At 68.5% G+C, this 20,944-nt stretch carries 22 protein-coding genes; 11 read left to right on the top strand and 11 right to left on the bottom strand.

From position 1 onward, the window contains the following. Positions 1–9 precede the first annotated feature (9 nt). A complete protein-coding gene (locus CBM2588_RS07160) occupies positions 10–510 on the top strand; it encodes a peptidylprolyl isomerase (RefSeq protein WP_012352488.1) in 501 nt (166 codons plus the stop codon). Between the two features lie 78 nt (positions 511–588). Continuing rightward, entirely contained in the window at positions 589–1,386 is a 798-nt protein-coding gene (locus tag CBM2588_RS07155; protein WP_115679946.1) for a UDP-2,3-diacylglucosamine diphosphatase, read from the top strand. Between the two features lie 42 nt (positions 1,387–1,428). Here CBM2588_RS07155 and cysE read toward each other — a convergent pair whose 3' ends face one another. Together cysE and CBM2588_RS07145 are read right to left on the bottom strand one after the other, a co-directional pair. Then, complete coding sequence (gene cysE / locus CBM2588_RS07150; RefSeq protein WP_115681431.1) at positions 1,429–2,172, bottom strand: serine O-acetyltransferase; 744 nt, start codon at positions 2,170–2,172, stop codon at positions 1,429–1,431. Between the two features lie 303 nt (positions 2,173–2,475). Further along, a complete protein-coding gene (locus tag CBM2588_RS07145) occupies positions 2,476–3,294 on the bottom strand; it encodes an RNA methyltransferase (protein ID WP_439897428.1) in 819 nt (272 codons plus the stop codon). Positions 3,295–3,497: 203 nt separating this feature from the next. Between CBM2588_RS07145 and CBM2588_RS07140 the strand changes: the two genes are divergently transcribed. The 6 genes from CBM2588_RS07140 to CBM2588_RS07115 all read left to right on the top strand — a co-directional run bounded on the left by CBM2588_RS07140 (position 3,498) and on the right by CBM2588_RS07115 (position 10,343). After that, the gene (locus CBM2588_RS07140; RefSeq protein WP_115679944.1) at positions 3,498–4,319 is read left to right on the top strand and encodes an inositol monophosphatase family protein; all 822 of its coding nucleotides are present in this window, start codon (positions 3,498–3,500) and stop codon (positions 4,317–4,319) included. A 216-nt stretch (positions 4,320–4,535) separates the two neighbouring features. Beyond that, positions 4,536–4,751 carry a YdcH family protein gene (locus tag CBM2588_RS07135; RefSeq protein ID WP_115679943.1) on the top strand — a complete coding sequence of 72 codons (216 nt, stop codon included), beginning with the start codon at positions 4,536–4,538 and terminating at the stop codon, positions 4,749–4,751. A 14-nt stretch (positions 4,752–4,765) separates the two neighbouring features. Next, the gene (gene ppk2 / locus CBM2588_RS07130) at positions 4,766–5,884 is read left to right on the top strand and encodes a polyphosphate kinase 2 (protein WP_115679942.1); all 1,119 of its coding nucleotides are present in this window, start codon (positions 4,766–4,768) and stop codon (positions 5,882–5,884) included. 77 nt (positions 5,885–5,961) lie between these two features. Continuing rightward, complete coding sequence (locus tag CBM2588_RS07125) at positions 5,962–6,396, top strand: universal stress protein (RefSeq protein WP_115679941.1); 435 nt, start codon at positions 5,962–5,964, stop codon at positions 6,394–6,396. Positions 6,397–6,612: 216 nt separating this feature from the next. Beyond that, complete coding sequence (mutS, locus tag CBM2588_RS07120; RefSeq protein ID WP_115679940.1) at positions 6,613–9,306, top strand: DNA mismatch repair protein MutS; 2,694 nt, start codon at positions 6,613–6,615, stop codon at positions 9,304–9,306. Then, entirely contained in the window at positions 9,303–10,343 is a 1,041-nt protein-coding gene (locus tag CBM2588_RS07115; protein ID WP_115679939.1) for a hypothetical protein, read from the top strand. The genes mutS and CBM2588_RS07115 overlap by 4 nt, the downstream gene beginning before the upstream one ends. An 80-nt stretch (positions 10,344–10,423) precedes the next feature. Here the strand turns inward: CBM2588_RS07115 and CBM2588_RS07110 are convergent, their stop codons facing one another. Next, positions 10,424–10,951 carry an FKBP-type peptidyl-prolyl cis-trans isomerase gene (locus tag CBM2588_RS07110; protein WP_025582242.1) on the bottom strand — a complete coding sequence of 176 codons (528 nt, stop codon included), beginning with the start codon at positions 10,949–10,951 and terminating at the stop codon, positions 10,424–10,426. A gap of 11 nt (positions 10,952–10,962) precedes the next feature. Here CBM2588_RS07110 and CBM2588_RS07105 point away from each other — a divergent pair, with 11 nt between their 5' ends. After that, on the top strand, positions 10,963–12,168 hold the full coding sequence (locus CBM2588_RS07105) for a cupin domain-containing protein (protein ID WP_172583568.1): 1,206 nt from the start codon (positions 10,963–10,965) through the stop codon (positions 12,166–12,168). Between the two features lie 198 nt (positions 12,169–12,366). After that, positions 12,367–12,609 (top strand): hypothetical protein, encoded by a 243-nt coding sequence (locus CBM2588_RS31015; protein ID WP_092313758.1) that lies wholly within the window; start codon positions 12,367–12,369, stop codon positions 12,607–12,609. Positions 12,610–12,696: 87 nt separating this feature from the next. On the opposite strand, the gene CBM2588_RS07100 is transcribed toward CBM2588_RS31015, so the two are convergent. The 7 genes from CBM2588_RS07100 to CBM2588_RS07070 all read right to left on the bottom strand — a co-directional run bounded on the left by CBM2588_RS07100 (position 12,697) and on the right by CBM2588_RS07070 (position 18,740). Further along, positions 12,697–13,485 (bottom strand): MBL fold metallo-hydrolase, encoded by a 789-nt coding sequence (locus CBM2588_RS07100; protein ID WP_115679937.1) that lies wholly within the window; start codon positions 13,483–13,485, stop codon positions 12,697–12,699. A 67-nt stretch (positions 13,486–13,552) separates the two neighbouring features. Next, on the bottom strand, positions 13,553–14,791 hold the full coding sequence (gene bamC / locus CBM2588_RS07095) for an outer membrane protein assembly factor BamC (RefSeq protein WP_115679936.1): 1,239 nt from the start codon (positions 14,789–14,791) through the stop codon (positions 13,553–13,555). A 49-nt stretch (positions 14,792–14,840) separates the two neighbouring features. Continuing rightward, complete coding sequence (gene dapA / locus CBM2588_RS07090; protein ID WP_092313767.1) at positions 14,841–15,725, bottom strand: 4-hydroxy-tetrahydrodipicolinate synthase; 885 nt, start codon at positions 15,723–15,725, stop codon at positions 14,841–14,843. 137 nt (positions 15,726–15,862) lie between these two features. Further along, entirely contained in the window at positions 15,863–16,450 is a 588-nt protein-coding gene (locus CBM2588_RS07085) for a class I SAM-dependent methyltransferase (RefSeq protein WP_115679935.1), read from the bottom strand. 11 nt (positions 16,451–16,461) lie between these two features. Then, positions 16,462–17,127 carry a site-2 protease family protein gene (locus tag CBM2588_RS07080; protein ID WP_115679934.1) on the bottom strand — a complete coding sequence of 222 codons (666 nt, stop codon included), beginning with the start codon at positions 17,125–17,127 and terminating at the stop codon, positions 16,462–16,464. A 76-nt stretch (positions 17,128–17,203) separates the two neighbouring features. Continuing rightward, positions 17,204–17,827 (bottom strand): L-threonylcarbamoyladenylate synthase, encoded by a 624-nt coding sequence (locus tag CBM2588_RS07075; protein WP_012352470.1) that lies wholly within the window; start codon positions 17,825–17,827, stop codon positions 17,204–17,206. A 67-nt stretch (positions 17,828–17,894) separates the two neighbouring features. Next, positions 17,895–18,740 (bottom strand): 3',5'-nucleoside bisphosphate phosphatase, encoded by an 846-nt coding sequence (locus tag CBM2588_RS07070; RefSeq protein ID WP_115679933.1) that lies wholly within the window; start codon positions 18,738–18,740, stop codon positions 17,895–17,897. A 169-nt stretch (positions 18,741–18,909) separates the two neighbouring features. On the opposite strand from CBM2588_RS07070, the gene CBM2588_RS07065 reads away from it, so the two are divergent. Then, entirely contained in the window at positions 18,910–20,004 is a 1,095-nt protein-coding gene (locus CBM2588_RS07065) for an NAD(P)/FAD-dependent oxidoreductase (RefSeq protein ID WP_115679932.1), read from the top strand. Between the two features lie 26 nt (positions 20,005–20,030). On the opposite strand, the gene CBM2588_RS07060 is transcribed toward CBM2588_RS07065, so the two are convergent. After that, entirely contained in the window at positions 20,031–20,930 is a 900-nt protein-coding gene (locus CBM2588_RS07060; protein ID WP_115679931.1) for an alpha/beta fold hydrolase, read from the bottom strand. Positions 20,931–20,944 lie beyond the last annotated feature (14 nt).

The following is a 20,944-nucleotide window of genomic DNA, read 5'->3' as shown; positions in this document are numbered from 1 at the left end:
GAAACCGCCATGTCCAAGGTACAGCTGCAGACCAACAAGGGTGTGATCACCCTGGAACTCGACGCCGAAAAGGCCCCGAAAACGGTTGAGAACTTCCTGTCGTATGTCCGCAAGGGCCACTACGACAACACCATCTTCCACCGCGTGATCAAGAACTTCATGATCCAGGGCGGCGGCTTCGAGCCCGGCATGAAGCAGAAGGACACCGACGCCCCGATCGAGAATGAAGCCGGCAACGGCCTGAAGAACGACCGCTACACCGTGGCCATGGCGCGCACCAATGCGCCGCACTCGGCCACCGCGCAGTTCTTCATCAACGTGGTCGACAACGACTTCCTCAACTTCTCGTCGCCCACCCCGCAGGGCTTCGGCTATGCCGTGTTCGGCAAGGTCGTCGACGGCACCGACGTGGTCGAGCAGATCAAGGGCGTGCGCACCGGCAGCTCGGGCTTCCACCAGGACGTGCCGCTGGAAGACGTCGTGATCGAGAAGGCCGTCGTCGTCGAGTAAGCCGATGCCTGCCGATTGCGGTACCGTGCGCGCGCGCGTGCCGGCCTGCGTGCCGGCCTTTTTCTCCCGACACCACGCATGACCGCAATCTCCAACACGCCGGTGGCCGGTCCCCTCGAGGTACAGGCGCCGGCGTGGTTCATTTCAGACCTGCATCTGACGCCCGGCATGCCCCGCACGCTGGCAGCCTTCGAGCGCACGCTCGAGCGCGCCGCCGCGCAGGCGCGCGCGCTGTTCATCCTGGGCGACTTCTTTGAATTCTGGGTCGGCGACGAAGAAACCGAGGCGCCGTTCGCGCAACGCGTGGCGCTGGCGCTGCGCGCGCTGGCCGCGCGCGGCGTCGCGGTGTACCTGATGCACGGCAACCGCGACTTCCTGCTGGGCCGGCGCTTCGCCGGCGCCGCTGGCGCCACGCTGCTGCCCGACCCCACCATGATCGATTGCGCCGGCCAGCGCGTCGTGCTGAGCCACGGCGACATGCTGTGCATCGACGACGAACGCTACAACCGCTTTCGCCGCTGGACCCGCAAGCGCTGGGTGCAGCGCGTGTTCCTGGCGCTGCCGCTGCGCGCGCGCCTGGCGGTGGCCCGCAAGCTGCGCGCGGACAGCGAAGGCAACCGCGCCAGGCAGCGCAGCGCCGGCGCGGCGGTGCCGGTGGTCTATGGCGATGTGGCCCCCGCGGCGGCGGCCCAGTTGCTCGGCGCCGCCGGCGCGTCGCTGCTGGTCCATGGCCACACCCATCGCCCGGCACGCCATGAAGACGGCGCAGGCGTGCGCTGGGTGCTGACCGACTGGGACCTGGATGGCGCGCATCCGCGCGCGGCGGTGCTGCAGCTGGACCGTGACGGTTTCCGGCTGCTGCCGCAGACCGACTGAGCGGCGCCGCGGGCGAACAGCGCCGCCCATGCCTGCACGCCGTTACTTCATCAGCTTGCGCAGTTCGCTGGCATCGAACGGGTCGTTCGGGGTGTTCTCCAGGTGTTCGCCAAGCCGGTCGAGCGCGGCCAGCACGGCCTCGATGCGGTCATGCTGGAGCGCGGCATTGTCGATCAGGCTCTTGAGCGCCAGCGACACCGGGTCGTCCGCGTTGGGCGTGATGCCGTAGGCCGAAAACTCCTGCCTCGCGCCCTGCTGCACCGACGGCGCATCCGGCAGGATGATGCGGGCCGGAATGCCCACCGCGGTCGCCCCTGGCGGCACCGGCTTGAGCACCACCGCATTGGAGCCCACGCGCGCGCCGTCGCCGACCACGAATCCGCCCAGCACCTTGGCGCCCGCGCTGACCACCACGCCGACACCGAGGGTCGGATGCCGCTTCTGGCCCTTGTACAGCGACGTGCCGCCCAGCGTCACGCCCTGGTAGATGGTGCAGTCGTCGCCGATCTGCGCGGTCTCGCCGATGACCACGCCCATGCCGTGGTCGATGAACACGCGCCGGCCCAGCGTCGCCGCCGGATGGATCTCGATGCCGGTGAAAAAGCGCGACCAGTGCGAAATCCAGCGGCCCAGCCAGTGCCAGCCCGCGCGCCAGCACGCATGCGCCAGCCGGTGCAGCAGCACCGCGTGCAGGCCCGGATAGCAGGTCAGGACTTCCAGGCGGCTGCGCGCGGCGGGATCGCGCAGCATGATGGTGTCGATATCTTCCTTCAGGCGAGAGAACATCTTGGTCGTGTCGTGGTGCCGCGCCGTGCGCCACGACACGCGGGCCAGGGCCCGGGGCGGGGTCGCCGGCGCGGTCGGGGGCCGGTGAAGAGGATCAGGAGTGTAAGGGATTTGCCGGCCCGCCTTGCGGCGCCGGCGTTTGGCCCCTGATCCGCCAGGGACATTGCTGCGATGCTGCGATCAACATCGACCGGGCCTGCGCCCACCCGCGGCGGCAGGACGCCCGGCCACGCCGCCTCGGCATGCACCGGCCTGGTCCCACATCACATCGCTACGGGTTGCTGCCACAGTCCTTTGCTCCTGTCACCGGTCGGCCTGCGGGCCGGACTGGTTCTGCGCGGCAATCAGCATGTGCTTGGCGATGCCGCGCAGGATGTTCACTTCCTCGCGCTCGAGGCCGCTGCGCGCCAGCAGGCGGCGCAGCCGGGTCATCAGCTTGCGCGGGTTGGACGGATCGAGAAATCCGATCGCCTCCAGCCCGGTCTGCAGGTGGCCGAACATGGCCTCGACCTGCTCCGCCGTGGCCGGCTCGCCAGCATAGCCGATATTGGCGCCCGCGTCCGGGGCCGCCTCCAGCAGCGTCAGCCGCATCTCGTAGGCGACCAGCTGCACCGCCTGCGCCAGGTTCAGCGAGGCATAGGCGGGATTGGCGGGGATATGGGTCACGGCGTTGCAGCGCTCCACCACCGCGTTGGGCAGGCCATAGCGCTCGTTGCCGAACACGAACGCCACGTCGCCGCTGCCGGACAGGGTCTGGCGCGCACGCGCGGCGGCGGCGCGCGGCAGCTGCCGCGGCGGTCCGAACTCGCGTTGGCGCGCGGTCATGGCGACGGTCAACGCGGCCCCGGCCAGGGCCGCATCGACGTGGTCGACGATCACGGCGGCGGCCAGCACGTCGTCGGCGCCACTGGCCATGGCCACGGCATCGGGATGCCGCAGCACCTCGGGCTCGCGCGGCGAGACCAGCACCAGGCTGCCGAAGCCCATGGTCTTGATCGCCCGCGCCACCGAGCCGACGTTGCCGGGATGGCTGGTTTCGACCAGCACGAAGCGCACGCGGCCGAAGGCATCCCCGCCTGACGTGGGGGTGGCGGGCTGGCTCGTATCAATTGCCGGGTTCATATACAATTCGGGGTTCTTCTTTGGCGCGGCGCCAGGTTTATGCATGCGCGCGAGACGTTCGCGACACATTTGCGAAGGGTCCTGCAGCAAGGCCGGCGACGCCTCACGTTCTTCTACAATCCGTTGTGTTGTCAGCTGCCCATGAGCGGGCGAGCGGCGCTTTGGCGCCCCGCCGCGCGGTCGTGGCCGGCCTGGAGAGATTCATGCATCCGATGCTCAATATCGCCATCAAGGCGGCCCGCAAGGCGGGATCCATCATCAACCGCGCGTCGCTCGACGTCGATCTGGTGCGCGTCTCGCGCAAGCAACACAACGATTTCGTTACCGAGGTCGACCGCGCCGCCGAAGCCGCGATCATCGAGGTCCTGCGCACGGCCTACCCGGAACACGGCATTCTAGCGGAAGAATCCGGCCAGTCCTGGACCGAGGAAGAAGCCACCCATGAGTACACCTGGGTCATCGACCCGCTCGACGGCACCACCAACTTCATCCACGGCTTCCCGCAATACGCGGTCTCGATCGCCCAGCTGCACCGCGGCACGCCGGTGCAGGCGGTGGTCTACGACCCGACCCGCGACGAGCTGTTCACCGCTTCCAAGGGTGCCGGCGCCTTCCTCAACAACCGCCGCATCCGCGTCACCCGCCGCGACAAGCTGGCCGACTGCCTGATCGGCACCGGCTTCCCCTTCCGCGACCTGGAGGGCGTGGAGGAATACCTCGAGATCTTCGCGCTGATGACGCGCAGCTGCGCCGGCCTGCGCCGCCCGGGCGCCGCCGCACTGGACCTGGCCTACGTCGCCTGCGGCCGCCTCGACGGCTTCTTCGAGCGCGGCCTGCAGCCGTGGGACATGGCCGCCGGCATGCTGCTGATCACCGAGTCGGGCGGCCTGGTTGGCAACTACGCCGGCGAGCCGCGCCAGCTGGAACAAGGCGAAGTGCTGGCGGGCAACCCCAAGGCCTTTGCCCAGATGGTGCGCCTGCTGTCGCCGTACTCGCTGGACAACGCCAAGCCCACCGCCGCCTGACCCCGGCAGATGGCCTGAGCGGCCATGCAAGCACGCCCGCCGCACCCCGGCGGGCGTTTGTTTTTTCCCGGCCGCACGCCGGTGCGCCCCGCGTGCGGCTTCGTCTCATACCCCGGCGAGCCATGATCCTGGTCAAGGCCGCGCCGCCCTGCGCTCACCAGAATGAATCCATGCGCCACGCCATGTGCGCGCGGATCCAGCCACAGGAGAGCCAGCATGTTTCCCGAGTACCGCGAACAGATCACCGCCCTCAAAACGCAGGACGCCCGCTTTGCGCGGCTGTTCCACCGCCACAATACGCTCGACCAGGAAATCCATAACATGGAGGCGGGCCTGGTGCCGGCGTCCACCTTCGAGATCGAGCGGCTGAAAAAGGAGAAGCTGCTGCTCAAGGACCAGCTCTACCAGATCCTGCGCCGCGCCACCGCCTGACCGGAGGCGCGCAGATGACCGATCGCGACACCCTCCCCACCCGCATCCCCACCCGTACCACCACCACACGGCCGCGCGCCACCGCCAGGGGCGATGTGCTGCCCACCCGTTCGGCGCTGTCGGCGCAGCGCAATGAAGTCGACAGCGCCGTCGAAGCCGCGGTGCAACTCGCGGCAAGCGGCATGCAGGACATCCTCGCCTGCCAGGCCGGCGATGGCGCCGGCATGCTGGGCGCCGTCCGCACCCTGCTCGACGGCCTGGCGCCGGACGAGGCCGCGCAACTGCGCAGCCTGATTCTCGAGGGCGACCCCGCCGCCTGGCAGGCCGGCCGCCAGCGCCACCCGGACGATGAGCTGTCCGCCGGCTGGCGCGAAGGCGCGTACCCGTACCAGAACCTGATGTCGCGGCGCAATTACGAGAAGCAGAAGTACCGCCTGCAGGTCGAACTGCTCAAGTTCCAGGCCTGGGTGCGCGAGACCGGCCAGCGCGTGGTGATCCTGTTCGAAGGCCGCGACGCCGCCGGCAAGGGCGGCACCATCAAACGCTTCATGGAACACATGAACCCGCGCGGCGCCCGTGTGGTGGCCCTGGAAAAGCCCACCGAGGCCGAGCGCGGGCAATGGTATTTCCAGCGCTACGTGCAGCACCTGCCGTCCGCTGGCGAGATCGTGCTGTTCGACCGTTCCTGGTACAACCGCGCCGGCGTCGAACACGTGATGGGCTTCTGCTCGACCCGCGAATACCAGGACTTCCTGCAGCAGGCGCCCGACTTCGAGCGGCACCTGGTGCGCAGCGGCATCCACCTGTTCAAGTTCTGGTTCTCGGTCAGCCAGAAGGAGCAGCGCCGGCGCTTCCGCGAGCGCGAGATCCATCCACTCAAGCAATGGAAGCTCAGCCCGGTCGACGTCGCCTCGCTCGACAAATGGGACGACTACACCCGTGCCAAGGAAGCCATGTTCGCGCATACCGATACCGCCGATGCGCCATGGACGGTGATCCGCTCCGATTGCAAGAAGCGCGCGCGGCTCAATGCGCTGCGCTACATCCTGTCGCGCTTTCCCTATGCCAACCGCGACACCACCGCCATCGGCCAGCCGGATCCGCTGATCGTCGGGCGCGCGCTGGCCAACTGAGCGTGGCAAGACCGGGCTCCGCCCTCGTGTGCCCGGCTCGCGCCATTCGCTTCACACAACAACTGAAAAAGGACCCCATGTTCAAGCACATCCTGCTCCCCGTCGACGGCTCGGAGCTGTCGCACCAGGCCGTCTCCGCCGGCATCCAGTTCGCCCGCACCGCCGGGGCACGGCTCACGCCCTACATGTGCGTGGAGAGCTATCCCTATGTGCTTACCAGCGACAGCTCGCACGAAAAGCGGGACGCCTACCAGCAGCGCGTCGAAGCCGAGGCGCGCCAGGAACTGGCCAAGGTCGAGTCCGCGGCCGCGCTGGCCGGCGTGCCATGCAGCGGCCACGTCTCCAGCGCTTCGGCGCCGTACCAGGGCATCATCCATGCCGCCCGGGACCTGGGCTGCGATGTCATCTTCATGGCCTCGCACGGCCGGCGCGGACTCAGCGGCCTGCTGCTCGGCAGCGAAACGCAGAAAGTGCTGACCCATAGCAACATCCCGGTGCTGGTGTTCCGCTGATCCAGCACCCGCGCAGCGCGGCTGCGCCGCTTCGGCGGCAGCACCGTGCTGTACCATATCGCCCATATTCGAAAACGCCCCTTCGTGCCGCGGCCACAGGCCGCCGGAGCAGCGCCCGGCCCGCCCCCGCGGGGGCGCTTTTCTTGGCACGCAAGGTGCGTTCGGCGCGGATCGGGCGGCACGACGCAGGCCCACCGCCAGACAGGCTAAATGGCAATGGGATTGCAGAAGAAAACCGACCCTGAACAGGCACAGGCAGACGCCGCAGGCAGCCGCCACACGCCCATGATGCAGCAATATTTGCGCATCAAGGGGGACCACCCCGAAACCCTGCTGTTCTACCGCATGGGTGACTTCTATGAACTTTTCCATGACGATGCCGAGAAGGCCGCGCGCCTGCTCGACATCACGCTGACCGCGCGCGGCGCGTCGAATGGCGTGCCGATCCGCATGGCCGGTATCCCCTTCCATTCGGCCGACCAGTATCTGGCACGGTTGGTAAAGCTTGGCGAGTCGGTGGCGATCTGCGAGCAGATCGGCGACCCCGCCACCAGCAAGGGGCCGGTGGAGCGCAAGGTGGTGCGCATCGTCACCCCCGGCACGCTGACCGATGCCGCGCTGCTGCCGGACAAGGCCGATACCTTCCTGATGGCCGTGCACCAGCAGACCACGCGCCGCGGCGTCAGCAAGACCGGCCTGGCGTGGCTGAACCTGGCCAGCGGCGAGCTGCGCCTGATGGAATGCGAAGCGGCGCTGCTGGGCCGCGAGCTGGAGCGCATTCGCCCGGCCGAGCTTTTGTATGCGGATGGCATTGACCTGCCCGCGCTGGCTTGCGCACGAACCCGCCTGCCGGAATGGCATTTCGACCAGGACGCCGGCACGCGCCGGCTGCGCGAGCAGTTGGGCGTGGCCAGCCTGGAACCGTTCGGCTGTGCCGGCCTGGGGGCCGCGCTGGGCGCGGCGGGCGCGCTGCTGAACTACGCCGCCACCACCCAAGGGCAGTCGCTGCGCCATGTGCAGGGCGTGAAGGTCGAGCGCGAATCGGAGTACGTCGGACTGGATTCCGCCACCCGGCGTAACCTGGAACTGACCGAAACGCTGCGCGGCGGCGAGTCGCCGACGCTGTTCTCGCTGCTGGACACCTGCTGCACCGCCATGGGCAGCCGCGCGCTGCGCCACTGGCTGCACCACCCGCTGCGCGACCCGGCCGTGCCGCAGGCACGCCAGCAGGCCATCGGCGTGCTGATCGACCAGGGCACCGACGCGCTGCGCGGGGCGCTGCGCCGGCTGGCCGACGTCGAGCGCATCACCTCGCGGCTGGCGCTGCTCAATGCGCGCCCGCGCGACCTGTCGTCGCTGCGCGACACGCTGCGCGCGCTGCCCGAGGTGCAGGCCTGCCTGCGCGACGACCAGGGCAGCATGCTGCTGGCGCAGACCCTGCAGGACCTGGCCGTGCCGCAGGACTGCCTGGACCTGCTGGTGCGCGCCGTGGCCGAAGAGCCCGCCACCGTGGTGCGCGACGGCGGCGTGATCGCGCGCGGCTTCGATGCCGAGCTCGACGAGCTGCGCGATATCTCCGAAAACTGCGGCCAGTTCCTGATCGACCTGGAAGCGCGCGAGCGCGCGCGCACCGGCATTGCCAACCTGCGCGTCGAATTCAACCGCGTGCATGGCTTCTACATCGAGGTCACCAACGGCCAGGCCGACAAGGTGCCCGACGACTACCGGCGCCGCCAGACCCTGAAGAACGCCGAGCGCTACATCACTCCCGAGCTGAAGGCCTTCGAGGACAAGGCCTTGTCGGCGCAGGACCGGGCGCTGGCGCGCGAAAAGCAGCTGTACGAAGGCCTGCTGCAGGCACTGCTGCCGCATATCGCCGAGCTGCAGCGCGTGGCCGCCGCGCTGGCGCGGCTGGACGTGCTGGCGGCCCTGGCAGAGCGCGCACAGACACTGGACTGGTCGGCGCCGGAGCGCGTCGCCGAGAACGTGGTCGATATCGTGCAGGGCCGCCATCCGGTGGTCGAGGGCCAGCTCGCGGCGGAGTCGGTGGCGTTCATCGCCAACGACTGCCAGCTCAACGAGGCGCGCAAGCTGTTGCTGATCACCGGCCCGAACATGGGCGGTAAATCGACCTTCATGCGCCAGACCGCGCTGATCGTGCTGCTGGCCTGCGTCGGCGCCTATGTGCCGGCGCGGCGCGCGGTGATCGGACCGATCGACCGCATCTTTACCCGCATCGGCGCCGCCGACGACCTGGCCGGCGGGCGCTCGACCTTCATGGTCGAGATGACCGAGGCCGCCGGCATCCTGCATCACGCCACTCCGGCATCGCTGGTGCTGATGGACGAGATCGGCCGCGGCACCTCGACCTTCGACGGCCTGGCGCTGGCGTGGGCGATTGCGCGCCACCTGCTGTCGCACAACCGCAGCCATACCCTGTTCGCCACGCACTACTTCGAACTGACGCAGCTGCCGCAGGAGTTTCCGCAGGCGGCCAACGTGCACCTGTCGGCGGTCGAGCATGGCGATGGCATCGTGTTCCTGCACGCGGTGCAGGACGGCCCGGCCAGCCAGAGCTACGGCCTGCAGGTGGCGCAACTGGCGGGCGTGCCGCAGCCGGTAATCCGCGCCGCGCGCAAGCACCTGGCCTGGCTGGAGCAGCAATCCGCCGACGCTACGCCTACGCCGCAGCTTGACCTGTTCGCCGCGCCGCCGACGCCGGACGGCGACGACGCCTGGGATGACGACGCTGCCGCCACCGCCGCCTCCGCCCCCGCGTCGGCGCCCGAGCAGGCAGCCGTGATCGACGCGCTGGCCGATATGGATCCGGACACGCTGACGCCGCGCGCGGCGCTGGAGGCGCTATACCGGCTCAAGGCGCTGGCGGGCGAGGCGGTCGATACGGCATGAAGGCGCTGCCCCGGGCCCTGCCGAGCCTGCTGCTGCCATGGCTGTGCCTGGCCGCCATGGCGGCGGCCGCACCGCACGCGCTGGCGGCGCGGGCGCCGGCCAAGCCGCAGGTGGTGCGAGTCGCGCTGATCGCCGACCTGCCGCAATGGCCAGCCGCGGAAGCCAGCCTGGCGACGCTGCTCGACCACTTCGCCGAGCGCAAGCTGAACCTTGTGATCCACGCCGGCGGCATCAAGGGCGATACGGAGTCATGCAGCGACGCCGTGCTCGGCAGCCGCCAGCAGTTGCTGAACCAGTCGCCGCTGCCGCTGATCTACGTGCCGGGCGAAACCGACTGGTCCGAGTGCCGGCTGCCGGTCAACGGCAGCTTCGACCCGGTCGAGCGGCTGAGCCGGCTGCGCGAACTGTTCTTTCCGGAAGACGCCACGCTCGGACGGCAGACGCGGCCGCTGGTGCGGCAATCGGACCAGGCGCTGTTCCGCAGCTTCCGCGAGAACATGCGCATCAGTGTCGGCGACGTGCTGATCGTCGGCCTCAACGTGCCGGGCGACAACAACCACTACCGCGACGAAGGCGGCCGCAACAGCGAATTCGAGGACCGGCGCGAAGCCAACCGGCAGTGGCTCGCGCGGGCGTTCTCGGTGGCGCGCCAGCGCGACCTGAACGGCATCGTGGTGGTGGCCCATGCCGATCCGCATTTCGCCAACGGCTGGGAGAAGAAAGGACGGCCCACGCTGCTCGACGGCTTCATGCGCCATCGCACGCGCGATGGCTACCTGGAATTCAAGCGGCAGCTGCGCGACCTGAGCGCGCGCTTCAACGGCCAGGTGTTGCTTGTGCACGCCGCCGGCAGCGGCGCCGACAGCGGCTTCGGCATCGACAAGCCGCTGCGCGACGCGGCCGGAAAGGTGCTGCAGAACTTCACGCGCGTGTCGCTGCCGGCCAGCTCGATTTCGCAATGGGCCGAGTTGGTAATCACGCCCGCCGCGGCGTCGCCGTTCGCGGTGGTGCTGAAGGACGCCCCGGCACCGAACTGACGCGCGCGCCAAAGCAACGCACCCAAAGCAAAGAAGCCGGCAACGGCCGGCTTCCTGGTGACAGCACTGCAGGCGAACGCTCAGTGCAGCGTGCGCGGGGTATCGTCGTCCTCGTCTTCGTCCACCACTTCGACGCCCGAGGCGCCGTGGGCGTGGCCATGCTCGACTTCCTCGGCGGTGGCTTCGCGCACTTCCGAAACCTTCAGCCAGAAGCGCAGCGCCATGCCGGCCAGCGGATGGTTGCCGTCCAGCACGACCTTGTCCTCGGCCACGTCGGTCACGGTGTAGATGACGGAGTCTTCTTCGTCGCCGTCCTCGGGCATGCCTTCGAACTGCATGCCGACTTCGAGCGGCTCGGGGAAGCGGTTGCGCGGCTCGACCTTTACCAGGTCGGCATCGTAGTCGCCGAACGCGTCTTCCGGCTCCAGCTGCAACTGGGTCTCGAAGCCGGTGTCATGGCCGTCGAGCGCTTCCTCGATCTTGGGGAACGTGCCATCATAGCCGCCGTGCAAATAGACCATGGCTTCATCTGACTCCTCGATCAGATTGCCTTGCGCGTCCGATAGCTTGTACATCACGGACACCACCGTGTTCTTAGCGATTTTCAATTCTTGACTCCATGAACGATTCCGCATTATACGCGCAGGCCCTGCCCCCTGGCCCCGTCGATCCAGACACTCCGCTCGACCTGCTTGGTGGCATGACGCCTGCTGCATTCATGCGGGATGTCTGGCATCGCAAGCCCTTGCTCATTCGACAGGCGGTGCCGGGAATTGTGCCGCCGGTGTCGCGCGATGCGCTTTTCGATCTCGCCGATCGCGACGATGTCGAATCGCGCCTGGTGACGCACTTCCGCAACCGCTGGAAGCTCGCGCATGGTCCATTTGCGCGCGAAAACCTCCCCGGCGTCAAGACCCGCCAGTGGACGCTGCTGGTGCAGGGCGTCAACCTGCACGATGCCGCCGCGGCGGAACTGATGGGCCGCTTCCGCTTTGTGCCCGATGCGCGCCTCGACGACGTGATGGTCAGCTACGCCACCGATGGCGGCGGCGTGGGCCCGCACTTCGACTCGTACGACGTGTTCCTGCTGCAAGTCTCGGGCCGACGCCGCTGGCGCATTTCGTCACAGACCAGCCTCGAGCTGATCCCTGAGATGCCGCTGAAGATTCTTGCCGACTTCAGCGCTGAACAGGAATGGGTGCTGGAACCGGGCGACATGCTGTACCTGCCGCCGCAATATGCGCACGATGGTATTGCCGAAGGCGAATGCATGACCTGCTCGATCGGTTTCCGCGCGCCCGCCTATCGCGAATTGGCCGGACACTTCCTGGCATGGCTGTCAGAAACTGTGGAAGACAACGAGGATCTCGGCGGCCGTTATGCCGATGCCGGCGAGCGCGCCGCGACGCGTCCCGCGCAATTGCCGGCGGGCATGGCCAAAGCGGTGGCGGAACGGCTCAAGGCACTGCAATGGAACAGCCAGATGGTCTCGGAATTCCTCGGCAGCCATCTGTCCGAGCCCAAACCTGGCGTTGAATTTGCAGAGATCGCTGACATGCCGTTGCGCCGTTATGCGACACTGGCGTCCCGGCATGGGGTGGTGCTGGCACCGGCATCGATTGCGCTTTACGACCGGGCCAATTTCTTCCTGAACGGAGAAGCCTACGAGCCGCCGGCCGAATTGATGCCGTGGCTGAAGAAGTTGGCCGATAATCGGCAGCTTAGTGCGCAGGAGGTCGAGAACTGTGCCGATCTGCCCGATTTGATGGAAACCTTCCATCACTGGACCCTGGAAGGATGGTTGCAATTGGGGCCGCGGCTGTAATAATGCGTAACATTGCGAATCAGCAAATTTCGGCGCTACACAAGCCGGGAAAACGCGGATATAATCGTTGGCTGGCTAGTACTGTGGACCACTGCATATGTCGGCACCCGGGAGGGCCTAATTTTGCAGTTCAAGAGCGATAATTACCGGTAATTATTCATCGCCTGTTTTTCGTTATTACAAGTTAAAGGACGAACAATGAAGAAGTCTCTCCTGATCGCATCGCTGCTGGCCGCTGTTGCTCTCGCTGCTTGCGGCAAGAAGGAAGAAGCTGCCGCCCCGGCCGCTGACACGGCTGCTCCGGCTGCTACCGCTCCTGCTGCTGAAGCTTCGGCTCCGGCTGCTGAAGCCCCGGTCGCTCCGGCTGCTGACGCTTCGGCCCCGGCTGCTGACGCCTCGGCTCCGGCTGCTGACGCTTCGGCTCCGGCCGCCAAGCAGTAATCGGTTTCTGACCGATAAAAAAACCGGCCTTCGGGCCGGTTTTTGTTTTTGGGGCGCGCCCTCGCGCGGTCCCTGCAGCCACGGGCCTCAGGCCCGCACCGCCTGCCACGCCAGGCCTTCGTCCTGGTCCGCCACCAGCACTTCGCTCGGCCTTGCGCCCAGCGCCGCCGCCAGCGCCCCGGTGGCCAGTTCACGCGTATTGTTCTGCTTGCTCAGGTGGGCCGCCACCACGCGGTTCAGGCCATCATGGGCTACCTGCGCCAGGATGCTGGCCGCGACTTCATTGGCCAGGTGGCCGAAGTCGCCGCCGATGCGCCGCTTGAGCGAGGCCGGGTAGACCGAATTGCGCAGCATCTCGCGGTCATGATTGCATTCGAGCACCAGCGCATCGACGCCCGCCAGGCGCGCGGTCACGTAAGGCGTTTCCATGCCCGTATCGGTTAGCACACCCAGCCGTGCCTGCCCGTCCGACAGCACGAACTGCACCGGCTCGCGCGCGTCGTGCGGCACGGTGTAGGGCAGCACCTGCAGGCCGCCGATGGCGAAGCCATGGTCGGCACAGCAGACCCGCACGTCGGCCACGTCGGCGCCGCGCAGGTGCGAGGTGGCCAGCCAGGTGCCGTGGCTGGCATAGACCGTCAGGCGATGGCGCGCGGCAAAGGCATAGGCCGAACCGACATGGTCGCCATGCTCGTGCGTGACCAGCACGGCGTCGAGCTGGTCCGGCGTGACGCCCAGGCGCTCCAGGCGCCGGGCGGTCTCGCGGATGCCGAAGCCGCAGTCCAGCAGCACGCGCGTAGTGGTGGTGTCTTCGCGGGATTCGATCAGCAGCGAGTTGCCCTCGCTGCCGCTGCCGAGGAAGGCGAAGCGCATCATGGCCGCGCCCTCCCCGCCAGGCACCGGCCAGGACGGCCGGCTGGCAAGCCAGCACTCATGCGCCGGCTCAGTGCAGTTGCTCGTCGAGCAGCGACAGGATGCGCTTGCCGACTTCGCCGTTCTCCGGCTGGCCGGCATCGTTGAGCACTGTCACCAGCGTGCCGCTGCCCGTGCCCTTGAGCGAGACGCGGTACTTCTTGGCGGTCTTGGGATCGTCCGGCTTGGTGAACAGCTTGGAGAAGAAGCCGCGGTTGTCGACCGTGTTGCGCGGGTCGACATAGCGCACGTAATACAGCCCTTGCGCGCGATCGCGATCTTCGACGGTGAAGTTGACGCGGTCCAGCGACAGCCCCACCGAGCGCCAGGCGCGGTCGAACGGCTCGGGCAGCTGCAGCGCCGGGGCGCCATTGACCTGGGCCAGGTACGACTTGTTCGGCGTGGCACCGTCGGCGCCGGCAGCGGCCCCCGCGGCGGCCGTGGTGCCGGCGGCAGCGCCCGCCGCCGCGGCGGTATTGCCGGCCGGCGTCGGGTTCTTGGCCATGCGGTCGGCCTGCTCCTTCTGCACGCCCAGGCGCTGGGCCAGGCGCGACAGGAACTCGGCTTCCAGCTCGGGATCGGCCGGGCGCGGGGTCCACACCGTGCTCGACTTGTCGATGCCGGTCAGCTGTTCCTGCGCGCCACGGTGGCTGATGAAGACTTCCAGCGTGCCGTTCTGCGCGCGCTCAACGCGGGTACGGAACTTGTCGCGCTCGGAGGTGGAGTACAGGCCGTCGAACACCTTGCCGATGGTATTGCGGATGATGTCCTGCGGGATCTTGGCGCGGTTCTCGGCCCAGTCGGTTTCCATGATGCCGGTCTCGGGCGAGTCCTGCACCAGCAGGAAACCGCTTTCCTGCCAGAAGCCGCGCAGTTGCTGCCACAGCTGGTCGCCGCGCATGCCGTTGCTGATCACCAGCCAGCGCTGGTTGCCGTCGCGCTCCATGCGGATGCCCTGCGCCGACGGCAGTACGTTCTCGGTCGGCGATTGCTCGCGCACCTTGGTGGCCTGGCTGTAGGTCGACAGCGTCGAGGTGCCGTTGGCATCGGGCACCGAATAGCGCCGGTCGCCTTCCAGCTTGGTCAGGTCGGGCGGCACGTCTAGCGTGGGCGTGCGCTTCGAGGCCGACGACTTGTAGTCGATCTTGTCGGGCTGCATGGCCTCGTTGAGGCTGCTGCAGCCGGTCAGCACACCGGCAGCAAGCACGGGCACAACCAGGGCGGCGCGGCGGACTTGCGTCGCGCCGCGGCGGTTAAGCTTCAGTTTCATTGACACGCAATCCTAGTAGATAAGGCGGACAGCAGGACGCCGCGGAAAATCAGGCCAGCAGGCCGGCGGCGGCCAGTGCCTTGCGTACGTAGTCGTGGTTGCCCTCGGACAGCGGGGTCAGCGGCAGGCGGATACCGCCTGCCATCTTGCCCATCTGCTGGAGCGCCCACTTCACCGGGATCGGATTGGCTTCGATGAACATGGCCTGGTTCAGCCCGATCAGTTCCATATGCAGGCGGCGCGCGGTCACGACGTCGCCCTTCAGTGCCGCCGCGCACATCTCGTGCATCTTGCGCGGCGCCACGTTCGCGGTCACCGAGATATTGCCGTGGCCGCCCAGCAGGATCAGCGCCACCGCGGTGGGATCGTCGCCGCTGTAGATGGCGAAGCCTTCCGGTGCGCCCTTGATCAGCTGCGCGGCACGGTCGATATTGCCGGTCGCTTCCTTGACGCCGACGATGCCCGGCACCTGCGCCAGGCGCAGGATGGTCTCGTTGTTCATGTCCGCGACCGTGCGGCCGGGGACGTTGTACAGCAGCACCGGCAGGTCCACCGCCTCGGCGATGGTGCGGAAATGCCGGTACATGCCTTCCTGGGTCGGCTTGTTGTAGTACGGCACGACCTGCAGCGAGGCATCGGCCCCCACCTTCTTGGCGAAGGCGGTCAGCTCGATGGCTTCCTTGGTGGAATTGCCGCCGGTCCCCGCGATGATCGGGATGCGCTTGCCGGCCTGTTCGACGGCAACGCGGATCAGTTCGCAGTGCTCCTCGACGGTCACCGTCGGGGACTCGCCGGTGGTGCCCACGATCACGATGGCGTCGGTGCCTTCGGCAACGTGCCAGTCGACCAGTGCGCGCAGGGCCGGGAAGTCCAGGCTGCCGTCCTCTTGCATCGGGGTGACGATGGCAACGATGCTGCCGGTAATCTGTGTCATAACGTTAGGGAATTCGGGATGCGAATAACGGGATTGTACCGGAACCGCAGGCCGCTTCGACCGCTGCCCGGACAGGGGTTGATACCAACTGTTTCAACGCATGCGGCGCCGTTTGCGCCGACAGCGCGACGCGCCGCTCAGGGATCGAGCCGGTAGCGTGGCGGCGCGGCCGCACCAGCCGCAGGCGCCGCCTCGCGCACCGCACATAGGCGCTGCACGAAGGCTGTTTTCGGCACTTCGACCACGCCATCCTCGTACGCCACCACGCGCAACCCATGCGCGTGCGCGACCTCGAGCAGCTCGCCCGGGCGCAGCAGGAAATCCGGCCGCGACGGTTTGCCCACGGTCTCGTTGCCGGCGGCGAAGGTTTCGTAGATCCAGTACCCGCCCGGCGCCAGCGCGGCCGCCAGGTGCGGCCACAGCGGCCGGTGCAGGTAGTTGGCGACGACGATGGCGTCGAACGGCGCCTCGCCGGCCAGCGGCCAGCCGCCCTGCTCCAGGTCGGCCACGCGCCCGATCACGCCGGGCCGGCCGTGCAGGCCGGCGATGGCGTCGGCATCGCGGTCGACCGCCAGCACCCGGTGGCCGCGCGCGGCCAGCCAGGCGGCATGGCGGCCGCCGCCGCAGGCCAGGTCCAGCACCCGCGCGCCCGGGCGCAGCAGATGGGCCCAGCGCGTGACCCAGGCGGAGGGCGCGGCAATGCCGGCGTGCGACAACAGTGTCATGGCAGCCCCCGTCAATTGAGCAGCATCACGATCGGGCGCAGCAGCAGCTCGATCAGGGACATCAGCACATTGACCACCGGCGTCATCCAGATGGTGGTGATCACCCCCGCGGCCACCAGCGCCAGCACCACGAAAATGCCGTACGGCTCGATGCGCGACACCGCGCGCGCAATGCCCTGCGGCAGCAGCGCGGTCAGCACCCGGCCGCCATCCAGCGGCGGCACCGGGAACAGGTTGAAGGCCGCCACCACCAGGTTGACGCGCACGCCGGCCAGCGCCATCTCGCCGAAAAACGGCTCGCGCACGCCGCCCCAGGTCAGCCCGATCGCCAGCAGCACCCACACGAAGGCCTGCACCACGTTGCTGGCCGGGCCCGCCAGCGCTACCCACATGCCATGCCAGCGCGGGTTGCGCAGGCGCTCGAACACCACCGGCACCGGCTTGGCGTAGCCGAACACGAACTGGCCGCTGGTCATGATGTACAGCAGCAGCGGCACGGCAATGGTGCCGATCGGGTCGATATGGCGAATCGGGTTCAGGCTGACGCGCCCGAGGGCATAGGCGGTGCTGTCGCCGAACAGCTTGGCCACGTAGCCGTGCGAAGCCTCATGCAGCGTGATGGCGAACAGCACCGGCAGGGCATAGACCGCGAAGGTCTGGATAAGGGAGGAATCCATGAGCGCTATTGTAGCGGCCCGCCGGCGCCCGGGCGCACGCTGATGCACCCGACCGAAGGCGCGGCGGCGCCGCGGGTCAGAGGCCGAAGCGGGCGATGTCGCCGCGGCCGGCGCGGACCAGTTCGGGCTCGCCGCCAGTCAGGTCGATCACCGTGGTCGGCTGCGCGGGGGCCGGCCCGCCGTCCACCACCAGGTCGAGCTGTTTTTCCAGCCGCGCCCGGATCTGCGCCGGATCGTTGAGCGGTGCTTCGTCGCCCGGCAGCTGCAGCGTCGCCGAGATCAGCGGCTCGCCGGTCTCGCCCAGCAGCGCCAGCGGGATGGCATGCTCGGGCACGCGCACGCCGATGGTCTTGCGCGCCGGGTGCGACAGCCGCCGTGGCACCTCTTTGGTCGCCTCCAGGATGAACACGTACGGGCCCGGCGTGGCGCCCTTGAGCCAGCGGTACTGGCGGTTGTCGACGCGGGCAAAGTTGCCGAGCTCGGACAGGTCGCGGCACATCAGCGTCAGGTGGTGGCGGTCGTCGATGCCGCGCAGCCGGCGCAGGCGCTCGACCGCGGCCTTGTCGTCGAGCCGGCACGCCAGCGCATAGCTGGAGTCGGTCGGCAGCGCCACCAGCCCGCCCTTCTGCAGGATCTGGGCGGCCTGCTTGAGCAGGCGCGACTGCGGGTTGAGCGGATGGATCTCGAAGTACTGGGACATGGGCCAGGGAGCGGAGTCGGATGGAATGGAGCGGCATCCGGGGGCTGGCCCCGGCCAGGCGGGGCGCCTACCAGTCGTGCCAGACCGGCGTGACCGTGGGCGGCAGCGGCGGCAGCGTGCCGAGTTCCACCCGGCCCTCGCCGGGCCCGTGGAAGTCCGTGCCGCGCGAAGCGAGCAAGCCGTAGTGCCGCGCCACCTCGGCGTAGCGGCGGTACTGGTCGGGCGTATGGCTGCCGGTCACCACCTCGACCGCGCCGCCGCCCAGTGCCGTGAATTCATCGAACAGCGCGTCGTGCTGGGTGTCGGTGTAGTGGTAGCGGCCCGGGTGCGCCATCACCGCGATGCCGCCGGCGGTGCGGATCCAGCCCACCGCCTCGGCCAGGCTGGCCCAGCGGTGGCCGACATAGCCCGGACGCCCTTCCGACAGGTACTCGCTGAAGACATCGCCGATGCTGGCGCAGCGGCCCTGGTCGACCAGCCAGCGCGCGAAATGCGTGCGCGAGATCAGGTCCGGGTTGCCCACGTACTGCAGGGCCCCTTCATAGGCACCGTCGATGCCCACCCTGGCCAGCGCATCGGCGATATCGCGCGCGCGGCGTGCGCGACCCGAGCGGGTCTCGGTCAGGCCATCGATCAGTTCCGGGCAGAACGGGTCGATCTGCAGCCCGACGATATGCACGGTCTGCCCGGCCCAGGTCACCGAGATCTCGACGCCCGGCACATAGCGCATGCCGAATTCCTCCGCGGCGGCGCGTGCCTCGGCCTGCCCGCCCAGCTCGTCGTGGTCGGTCAGCGCCCAGAACGCAACCCCCGCGTCGCGGGCGATCTGCGCCACGGCGCGCGGCGCAAGCGTGCCGTCGGAAACGGTGGAATGGCAATGCAGGTCGGCATTGATGGCGTGGGCGTTTTGCATGTGGCAATTCTACTCCCGTCGCCCCTGGGCTGCGCGGCGGCACCGCCCCCGGGCCGGCCAGGCAAAGCCATGCCGGCAACGCTGGCGTCGGCGGAAAGGCGGCGGCTGCGGGGTATAGTCGGGCTTTGCATCGTCGATTCGCGGGCACCTGGCGTGCCTGCCATGCCCCATGTCCACCGCTACTCCAGCCACCGCTCCCGCCACCGCCCCGGTCACCAGCACCGATGTCCTGATCGTCGGTGCCGGCCCGGTCGGCCTGTTCGCCGCGTTCCAGGCCGGCGTGCTCGGCCTTAAATGTGAACTGATCGATGTGCTCGACCGCGCCGGCGGCCAGTGCACCGAGCTGTATCCGGAAAAACCGATCTACGACATTCCCGCCGTGCCCGGATGCCTGGCACAGGACCTGGTGGACCGGCTGCTGGAGCAATGCGCCCCGTTCGACTTCCCGATGCACTTCGGCCAGCGCGCCGAAAGCGTCGCCGAAATCCCGGCGCCAGTAGCGCCGGAAGGCCATGCCGGGCACGAGCGCCTGCTGGTGACGACCGACGGCGGCAAGCGCTTCGATGTGGCCGCGGTGCTGGTCTGCGCCGGCGCGGGCGCGTTCGCGCCGCAGCGCGTGTCGCTGCCCGAGGCGCCGGCGCTGGAGGGCCGCCACGTGCACTACGCCGTGCGCGATGTCTCGCACTTCGCCGGCAAGCGCGTGATCGTCGCCGGCGGCGGCGACTCGGCGCTGGACTGGGCGCTGGCGCTGCGCAAGGTCGCCGCGCGCGTGACGCTGCTGCACCGGCGCGAGGGCTTCCGCGCCGCCGACGGCACCGTCGCCGAGATGCGCCGCGCGGTGGCCGAGGGCGAGATGGACTTCGTGGTCGGCATGCTGGGCGCATTGCGCACCGAAGGTGCGGACGGCGGCCTCAGCGAAGTCGAAATCCGTACCCGCGACGGCAGCACCGTGCTGCCCGCCGAGGAACTGGTGGCGCTGTACGGGCTGGTGTCCGAGCCCGGCCCGATCGCGCAGTGGGATATGGATATGCGCGCCGGCCGCGTCCTGGTCGACACCACCACTTACGAAAGCTCGCGCCGCGGCATCTTCGCCGCCGGCGATATCGCGTTCTATCCCAACAAGCAGAAGCTGATCCTGTCGGGATTCCACGAGGCCGCGCTGGCGCTACGCAAGGCTTACCACTACGCGTTCCCGGAAAAGGCGCTGGTGCACGTGCACACCAGCAACAACGCCGCGCTGAAGGAAAAGCTCACCCACGCCTGAAGCCTGCACTGCCGCGGGCGCGGGTATCACCGGCCCACACAGAACGATTCCACCAGTTCCGCCACGGCCGCGGGCTGGTCGTGGTGCAGCATGTGGCCGGCGTCCTCCACCACCGCCTCGCGGAAGTCGCGGAAGGCGCGGAAGCGCTGCTTGAAATCATCGATGGCCTGCTTGTGGGCAATATGGCGCAGCGTCTCCGAATCGCGCGCCTCCACGTGCAGCACCGGCGCGGCGACCTGCTCCCATACCGCCATCACTTCATCGAGCCGGTACAGCATCGGGTTGACCAGCTTGTGCGCGGGATCGCCCAGGATCTCCCAGCGGCCCTCGGCGTTGCGGCGCGACCAGTGCGCGGCCAGGAACGCGGCGCGCTCGTCCGGCAGGCGCGGGTTGGTCTTCTGCAGGCGCGCGGCCACGCCGTCGAGGCTGTCATAGGTCTTCAGCTCGGCGCCGGCGCGCACTTCGTCGAGCCAGCGCGCGTAGCGCCGCGGCGCATGCTCGGGCCGCGTCGCGGTCATGCCGAAGCCCTCCAGGTCCACCACGCGGCGCACGCGCTGCGGGCGGATGCCGGCATACAGGCAAATCACGTTGGCGCCCATGCTGTGGCCGACCAGGTCGACCTGTCCCTCCGGCGCATAGTGGTCGAGCAGTGCCTCCAGGTCGGCGAGGTAGTCCGCAAACCAGTACGACTGCGTGCCGGGATAGCGCGTGGGCCAGTCGGTCGCGCCGAAGCCGCGCCAGTCGGGTGCGATCACGTGCCAGTCGCCGCGCAGGTGGTCGACCAGGAACTGGAACGACGCGGCCACGTCCATCCACCCATGCAGCATGAACAGCTTGCGCGCGCCCGGCGTGCCCCAGTGGCGCACGTGGTAGCGCAGCCCGCGCACCGTGATAAATTCAGACCGCGAGGTTTCCTTGATTGTCATTGTCTCCACCCTTG

Source organism: Cupriavidus taiwanensis, assembly GCF_900250075.1.
In the GTDB taxonomy this organism is placed as follows: domain Bacteria; phylum Pseudomonadota; class Gammaproteobacteria; order Burkholderiales; family Burkholderiaceae; genus Cupriavidus; species Cupriavidus taiwanensis_C.
This window is presented reverse-complemented; position numbering and strand designations above follow the sequence as displayed.

What these genes read in the sequence shown, in the direction of transcription:
- CBM2588_RS07160 (WP_012352488.1), top strand. Translation starts at nt 10, where the DNA reads ATGTCCAAGGTACAGCTGCAGACCAACAAGGGTGTGATCACCCTGGAA.
- CBM2588_RS07155 (WP_115679946.1), top strand. Translation starts at nt 589, where the DNA reads ATGACCGCAATCTCCAACACGCCGGTGGCCGGTCCCCTCGAGGTACAG.
- cysE (WP_115681431.1), bottom strand. Translation starts at nt 2,172, where the DNA reads ATGTTCTCTCGCCTGAAGGAAGATATCGACACCATCATGCTGCGCGAT.
- CBM2588_RS07145 (WP_439897428.1), bottom strand. Translation starts at nt 3,294, where the DNA reads ATGAACCCGGCAATTGATACGAGCCAGCCCGCCACCCCCACGTCAGGC.
- CBM2588_RS07140 (WP_115679944.1), top strand. Translation starts at nt 3,498, where the DNA reads ATGCATCCGATGCTCAATATCGCCATCAAGGCGGCCCGCAAGGCGGGA.
- CBM2588_RS07135 (WP_115679943.1), top strand. Translation starts at nt 4,536, where the DNA reads ATGTTTCCCGAGTACCGCGAACAGATCACCGCCCTCAAAACGCAGGAC.
- ppk2 (WP_115679942.1), top strand. Translation starts at nt 4,766, where the DNA reads ATGACCGATCGCGACACCCTCCCCACCCGCATCCCCACCCGTACCACC.
- CBM2588_RS07125 (WP_115679941.1), top strand. Translation starts at nt 5,962, where the DNA reads ATGTTCAAGCACATCCTGCTCCCCGTCGACGGCTCGGAGCTGTCGCAC.
- mutS (WP_115679940.1), top strand. Translation starts at nt 6,613, where the DNA reads ATGGGATTGCAGAAGAAAACCGACCCTGAACAGGCACAGGCAGACGCC.
- CBM2588_RS07115 (WP_115679939.1), top strand. Translation starts at nt 9,303, where the DNA reads ATGAAGGCGCTGCCCCGGGCCCTGCCGAGCCTGCTGCTGCCATGGCTG.
- CBM2588_RS07105 (WP_172583568.1), top strand. Translation starts at nt 10,963, where the DNA reads ATGAACGATTCCGCATTATACGCGCAGGCCCTGCCCCCTGGCCCCGTC.
- CBM2588_RS31015 (WP_092313758.1), top strand. Translation starts at nt 12,367, where the DNA reads ATGAAGAAGTCTCTCCTGATCGCATCGCTGCTGGCCGCTGTTGCTCTC.
- CBM2588_RS07100 (WP_115679937.1), bottom strand. Translation starts at nt 13,485, where the DNA reads ATGATGCGCTTCGCCTTCCTCGGCAGCGGCAGCGAGGGCAACTCGCTG.
- bamC (WP_115679936.1), bottom strand. Translation starts at nt 14,791, where the DNA reads ATGAAACTGAAGCTTAACCGCCGCGGCGCGACGCAAGTCCGCCGCGCC.
- dapA (WP_092313767.1), bottom strand. Translation starts at nt 15,725, where the DNA reads ATGACACAGATTACCGGCAGCATCGTTGCCATCGTCACCCCGATGCAA.
- CBM2588_RS07085 (WP_115679935.1), bottom strand. Translation starts at nt 16,450, where the DNA reads ATGACACTGTTGTCGCACGCCGGCATTGCCGCGCCCTCCGCCTGGGTC.
- CBM2588_RS07080 (WP_115679934.1), bottom strand. Translation starts at nt 17,127, where the DNA reads ATGGATTCCTCCCTTATCCAGACCTTCGCGGTCTATGCCCTGCCGGTG.
- CBM2588_RS07075 (WP_012352470.1), bottom strand. Translation starts at nt 17,827, where the DNA reads ATGTCCCAGTACTTCGAGATCCATCCGCTCAACCCGCAGTCGCGCCTG.
- CBM2588_RS07070 (WP_115679933.1), bottom strand. Translation starts at nt 18,740, where the DNA reads ATGCAAAACGCCCACGCCATCAATGCCGACCTGCATTGCCATTCCACC.
- CBM2588_RS07065 (WP_115679932.1), top strand. Translation starts at nt 18,910, where the DNA reads ATGTCCACCGCTACTCCAGCCACCGCTCCCGCCACCGCCCCGGTCACC.
- CBM2588_RS07060 (WP_115679931.1), bottom strand. Translation starts at nt 20,930, where the DNA reads ATGACAATCAAGGAAACCTCGCGGTCTGAATTTATCACGGTGCGCGGG.